Origin of the sequence: Segeticoccus rhizosphaerae, from assembly GCF_009192725.1 — a bacterium.
Lineage (GTDB): Bacteria > Actinomycetota > Actinomycetes > Actinomycetales > Dermatophilaceae > Segeticoccus > Segeticoccus rhizosphaerae.
In genome coordinates this window covers 21863-27862 of the sequence record NZ_VOHR01000020.1, presented here as the reverse complement: position 1 = coordinate 27862, position 6000 = coordinate 21863, and the positions used below count along the sequence as shown (strand labels likewise).

Here is a 6000-nt window from a genome sequence, read left to right as displayed (position 1 = left end):
GGCCGACGATGCCGTCGGCGGTGAGCCGGTGGGAGCGCTGGTAGGCGATGACGGCCGCCTTGGTCCTGGGGCCGAAGTAGCCGTCGGCGGTCAGGCGCAAGGCCTTCTGGAGCGCCGTGACGGCGGCGCCGGTGGACCCCTGCCGGAGCGTCGTCTTCGAGTACCACGCATACGGATTCGAACTCGTGGCAACCGGTGGAGCCGGTGCGGGCGTGGCCTGGGGAGTCGTCGCGGTGGCGAGTCGCACCGACCGGGTGGCCGACACGGACTGGGCGAAGTCGTTGCCGCCCAGATAGCGCACCTGGTAGGCGGCGGCGTTGCTCTGGGCATACGTGAACCGGTAGGAGGCCGCGACGGAGCTGGTGGTGGTGGTCGCCACCTTGGCCCATGTGCTCGATCCCTCGGTCCGCTGGTAGAGCGTGACCCGAGCCCTGGTGACCGGCTGTCCGGTCAACGACCGCAGGTGTCCGCTGAAGCGCCCGGCACTGCCCTTGGCGAGCGATGACGGCGCCGTGAACGTCGGATGGGTCCCCGGGTGCGCCACCGCCCTCAGCTCTGCGGCGGTGCCGTTGAACCGGTTGAGGTCGACGGCCGACTTGATGCCGGCCACGCGCCCCGTCGAGGAGTACTGCCAGAACAGCCAGGTGGCCCCGGCGAACATGTCGGGATTCTGCTTGCTGGTCCAGTGCGCGACCCAGAACGGGAAGGTGATCAGGCTGAACGCGTCCGAGCCGATCTCCTGGCCCCAGAAGTACGGCGAGGTGTAGATCACGGGGATGCGTCCGGTCAGGGACTCCACCGTGGTCAGCCAGGTCTGGGCCCAGGTGCGCAGCTCGCTCGCGCTCAGGCCACCGTCGGTCTCGAGGTCGAGCACCGGCGCGAGGTCTCCCACGTCCTGGTGCCGGCCGGCGGCGGCCACGAACGCCCTGGCCTGCTCCTGCGCCGAGCCACTGCGCCGGCTGGGCAGGGCAAAGTGGTATGCCGCCCGGTAGAGCCCCGCCCGCTCCGCGCCTGCCCAGTTGGAGGCCAGGTAGCGGTCGACCGTCGTGCCATAGGTGGCGCGGATGAAGACGAAGGAGCGCCCGCTGGATCGCACGGCGTTCCAGTCGATCCCGGCACCGTAGGGCCGCTGCCACACCGACACGTCGATGCCGAGCGGTCTGGTGTCCGTCGTCGCGGCACTCGTGGCCGGTGCCGACGCGACGGCGAGTGCCGCGGTGGTCAGCACGGCCACACATCCGGCGGCGATCCGGCGCCGGGCGGGACCGGTCAGGGCAGGCGGCATCAGCGGAGCTCCTTGGGGGCATGGAGGGGGTGACTTCGACGGCCGACGACGGCTTGGGAACCGCCGGGACCAGTGAGGTGCCAGTGACTGGAGTGACCCGGCGGTCACACTATGACGGAGGTGCTCACGCCGTGTCGATATCGCTTTGGTCACAGTTCGGACACTGTCGGCGTGTCGCGGGCAGTCCTGTGCGGTCGGCCGCTAACGGGCGTTCCGCCCGGAACCCACCTCGGCTGCCGACGTGGTGCCGGTCCACCCGGTGTGCCGGCCCGGAGGATGGCCGCGAGCCTGCCCCGCGGCCATCCGTCCGGTCAAGGGGTGAGGCGGCGCAGGTCCCGCGGGAAAAGCGTGACCTCGCGGATGTTGTCCGCCCGGACCAAACGCCCGGTCCACCGTTCGAGACCGATCGCGAAGCCGCCGTGCGGCGGCATGCCGTGCCGGAACGTCTCGACGTATGACGCGTAGGGCTCCAACGGTTCGCCGCGTTCCTCGAGTGCCCGCAGGTAGTCCGAGTGACGATGCAGCCGCTGGCCACCGGTCACCAGCTCGAGCCCGCGGAAGAGCAGGTCGAAGCTGTTGCTCCACCGGGTGTCACCCGGCTGTGGATGCGTGTAGAAGGCCCGCTTGGCGAGCGGGTATCCCTCGACCGCCAGGAAGTCGGACCCGTGCTCGCGTAGCGCCCACTCTCCGAGGGCCCGCTCGTGGGCGGGGGCGAGGTCGGGCTCGTCGTCGGGCGCGCCCACGATGCGCAGGGCCTCCGCGAAGTGGATGACAGGGATCTCCGCCGGGACCTCGGGGACCTCGATGTCGAGCAGCTCCACTGCGGCGGCAGCTCGTTCGTGCACCGAGATGACCATGCCCGCGAGCACCTCACGCAGCACGGCCAGCACGTCACGGTGGTCTCGGATGAAGCCGAGCTCCACGTCGAGGGAGACGTACTCGGCCAGGTGCCGCACCGTGTCGTGCGGCTCCGCCCGGAACACCGGCCCGACTTCGTAGACCCGCTCGAACACCCCGACCAGCATCTGCTTGTAGAACTGTGGCGACTGGGCGAGATAGGCCGGCCGGCCGAAGTAGTCGACCTCGAAGACGTTCGCGCCCGACTCCGTCGCCGACGCGACGAACTTGGGACTCGTCACCTCGGTGAAGTCGAGGGCATCCAGAGCGTGGCGGAATCCGGCCACCGAGGCGGCGGCGAGCTGCCACTTGGCCTTCTGCGTCGGGTGGCGCCAGGTGACGGCCCCGTGGTCCAGCAGCGTGGGCAGGCCGGCGCTCAGCGTCGGCCGCCACAGCTCGACCGGTGGCGTTGCTGCCGGCTCCGACAGGGCCACCAGCGCCGGCTCGGCGATCTCCCTTCCGCCCGGTGCGCTGGCGTTCGCCGTCGCGACGCCGCTCACCTCGACCACGGTCTCCTCGCCGAGCGACTCGACCTGCGCGACCACGTCGGGGTCGCGCACGACGACCTGGGCGAGCCCGCTGCGGTCGCGAATCACCAGGAAGGTCACCGACGCGAGGCGTCGACGCCGGTGGATCCAGCCGCTGACGCGGACGGGGGAGCCGGGCGGCGCCGAGGGGAGCTCGGAAGCCAGCGTGCGGCATACGGATGTGTTGCTCATGTCACCTCCAGAGAGTTTCCAGGCCCTGGAGGTGTGGGCGGAGGGCAAGCTCGCGGTGCCACCACACCTTCGCCGCCGCGGAAGTGCGCCGGCCTCGCTCGGCCGATGCGACGGCCACCCGGTCACCGCTCGGGAGCTGTCTTCGACCGCGGGCTCGCCGGCCACCTTCCCAGCTACCGGTGGCTCTCTGTGCGACGACGTCCCGCGACTACTCGGTCTCCCTCGTCGCGCTGACTCGCACAGCGTAGCCGCCGCTCTCCCGCGCCGTCACATCGATGTTGCTGGGGAAGGGCGTCATCGGTGACGCCTCGTCGCAGCAACAACCGGGGACGAGTGGTCGGCACGTGGCGGACGCTGGTGCGCGGACGGCATACGCTTCGGCGGCGACTAGACTCCTGTCCCCGTGGCACTCACTATCGGCATCGTCGGGCTCCCCAACGTCGGCAAGAGCACGATGTTCAACGCCCTGACCAAGAACAACGTCCTCGCGGCAAACTACCCATTCGCGACCATCGAGCCCAACGTCGGCGTCGTTCCGCTGCCCGATCCTCGGCTGCAGACGCTCGCCGGGATCTTCGGTAGCGAGAAGATCCTGCCGGCGACGGTGTCGTTCGTCGACATCGCCGGCATCGTGCGCGGTGCCTCCGAGGGCGAGGGGCTGGGCAACAAGTTCCTGGCCAACATCCGCGAGGCCGACGCGATCTGCCAGGTGATCCGGGTCTTCCAGGACGACGACGTCGTGCACGTCGACGGCAAGGTCAGCCCGTCAGGCGACATCGAGACGATCGAGACCGAGCTCATCCTCGCCGACCTGCAGACCCTGGAGCGGGCACTGCCGAGGATCGAGAAGGAGGTCAAGGGCAAGAAGTCGGATCCCGCCTTGCTCAGCAACGCGCAGGCCGCCCAGAAGCTGCTCGAGCAGGGCACGACGCTGTATGCCGGCGCCGCTGCGGCGGGCATCGACGTCGCCGCGATCCGCGAGCTGTCGCTGCTGACCGTCAAGCCGTTCCTCTACGTCTTCAACGTCGACGAGGACCAGCTCTCCGACGACGCGCTCCAGGCCGAGCTGTCCGCGATGGTCGCGCCGGCCGACGCGATCCTGCTCAACGCGAAGCTCGAGATGGACCTCGCGGAGATGGACGAGGAGGAGGCGCTCGAGCTGCTGCAGTCCTTCGGCGCCAAGGAGTCGGGCCTGAACCAGTTGGCGCACAAGGGATTCCACACGCTCGGCTTGCAGACCTACCTCACTGCCGGGCCGAAGGAGTCACGCGCGTGGACGATCGGCAAGGGCTGGACCGCGCCCCAGGCGGCCGGCGTCATCCACACCGATTTCCAGAAGGGCTTCATCAAGGCCGAGATCGTCTCCTTCGAGGACCTGGTCGAGGCGGGGTCGATGAACGCGGCCAAGGCGGCCGGCAAGGTCCGGATGGAGGGCAAGGACTACGTCATGGCCGACGGCGACGTGGTGGAGTTCCGCTTCAACGTGTGAGTCTGCTCGTCGCGCAGTTCAGGGCCAGTTCGGTCGCCGGGGGCGGCACCACGGTGGATCTTCACTCGGCCACCGCTTGACGAAGATGGCGCGCGCCGCCGAGCTGGGCGAGTTGTTGACCGAACCGCGGCCGGGCAACAGACTCTTGGTGACCCACTGGTCAGCCATTGGGCGCGAACAGAGCGGAGAAGCGAGATGGGTGTTTCTAACGCCAAGGTCGAGCCGGCGGTACCCGTGTCTGACCTCGCGAGGGCCAGGGAGTTCTACGAGGACAAGCTCGGCCTATCGGGAGGCAGGGAGATCGGCGACGGCGGGATCACGTACCCGTGCGGCGCGGGCCGTGAGATCCACATCTACCCCTCGCCCGCCAACGCGGGGAAGTCGGGCGGCACGATCGCCGCCTGGGAGGTGGAGGACCTCGAGAAGACGGTGGACGAGCTCACCGCCAACGGCGTCAGCTTCGAGCAGGTCGACGGTGACCGGATCAAGACGAATGAGAAGGGAATTGCCGAGCTGGGCGAGGACCGGATGGCCTGGTTCAAGGACCCCGACGGCAACGTCTTCGGCATGGCCCAGCTCTGACAAACCTGTTGCCGCCGCATCGGTAGCCCGGCACGCTGGCGGCCATGACTGGCCACACCGCCCTGCTCGCCGCGTATGACGCGCAGCTCCGGACCGACGCAGAGACCGCGGGTGCCCTGTCGGTGACCCGGCACGGCCCATTGTGGCTGGTCACCTTCGACGGGGGTAGGGGATTCATCACCTACCGCGACCTGGGCGGAGCCCATGCCGAACAGGTCAGGCAGCTCGTGGCCGAGGCGCTCGCCCACTATGCCGCCGACCCCTTGATCACCCGGGTCGAGTGGAAGTCACGCGGACACGACCGCGCGCCGGGGCTGCACGAGGCGCTCCTGGCCCACGGATTCGTCCCGGAGGAGCCGGAATCCATCATGATCGGCGAGGCCCGGATGCTCGCCGTCGACGTGCCGCTGCCGGACGGGGTGCGGTTGCGCCAGGTCACCAGTGAGGCCGACGTGCTCGCGATGGGCGCCATGCAGGGCGAGGTTTTCGAGGACCCACACTGGCGCGAGCGGTCCGATGCGGCGATCCGCAGGCTGGAGCGTGGTGACGGGATGGAGCTGTGGATCGCCGAGGCCGAGGGCCGCGTCGTCTGTGCCGGACGACTGGATCCCGTGCCTGACACGGACTTCGCCGGGATCTGGGGCGGGGCGACCTTGCGGCACTGGCGGGGTCGGGGGATCTACCGCGCCCTCACCGCGGCGCGGGCCAGATCGGCGCTTCGGCTCGGCAAGACTTTCATCAACAGCGACTCGACGGAGTTCTCCCGGCCGATCCTCGAGCGCTCTGGTCTGGCGAGGGTCTCGACCACGACCCCATACCAGTGGAGCCGATGACTCCCGGCACCAACAGCAGCCGGGTCACGCCTCGGGGACCACAGCCAGCTCCGGTTCACTGTGGGCCGCTGAGCGCATGGCTCGCATAATGTCGCCGGCAGCGTTCGTTGAATTCGCGTACCAGGTGCATGTTCGATCGCACCAGTTCGGCGGCGCTGGTGGACCGGCGCAGGCGTCGCGAAACGGAGGGGCTGT

Annotated in this window: 5 protein-coding genes; 3 read left to right on the top strand and 2 right to left on the bottom strand. The window is 69.4% G+C overall.

Features of this window, described 5'->3' with window-relative positions; all coding sequences use genetic code 11:
* Together FRW57_RS03415 and aspS are read right to left on the bottom strand one after the other, a co-directional pair.
* Positions 1-1285: GH25 family lysozyme (locus tag FRW57_RS03415; RefSeq protein ID WP_203230196.1), on the bottom strand; the 1285-nt coding region annotated here is incomplete at its 3' end.
* A 311-nt stretch (positions 1286-1596) separates the two neighbouring features.
* A complete protein-coding gene (aspS, locus tag FRW57_RS03410) occupies positions 1597-2901 on the bottom strand; it encodes an aspartate--tRNA(Asn) ligase (protein ID WP_137120538.1) in 1305 nt (434 codons plus the stop codon).
* A gap of 403 nt (positions 2902-3304) precedes the next feature.
* Between aspS and ychF the strand changes: the two genes are divergently transcribed.
* From ychF to FRW57_RS03395, 3 genes are all read left to right on the top strand, one after another.
* Positions 3305-4390 (top strand): redox-regulated ATPase YchF, encoded by a 1086-nt coding sequence (gene ychF / locus FRW57_RS03405; protein WP_152185300.1) that lies wholly within the window; start codon positions 3305-3307, stop codon positions 4388-4390.
* A 195-nt stretch (positions 4391-4585) separates the two neighbouring features.
* Positions 4586-4972: a VOC family protein gene (locus FRW57_RS03400; protein ID WP_152185299.1), complete on the top strand. Its 387-nt coding sequence runs from the start codon at positions 4586-4588 to the stop codon at positions 4970-4972.
* Between the two features lie 44 nt (positions 4973-5016).
* A complete protein-coding gene (locus tag FRW57_RS03395; protein ID WP_152185298.1) occupies positions 5017-5805 on the top strand; it encodes a GNAT family N-acetyltransferase in 789 nt (262 codons plus the stop codon).
* The last annotated feature ends 195 nt before the right edge of the window (positions 5806-6000 follow it).

Coding starts and splice junctions, on each gene's coding strand:
- aspS (WP_137120538.1), bottom strand. CDS start 2,901: ATGAGCAACACATCCGTATGCCGCACGCTGGCTTCCGAGCTCCCCTCG.
- FRW57_RS03395 (WP_152185298.1), top strand. CDS start 5,017: ATGACTGGCCACACCGCCCTGCTCGCCGCGTATGACGCGCAGCTCCGG.
- FRW57_RS03400 (WP_152185299.1), top strand. CDS start 4,586: ATGGGTGTTTCTAACGCCAAGGTCGAGCCGGCGGTACCCGTGTCTGAC.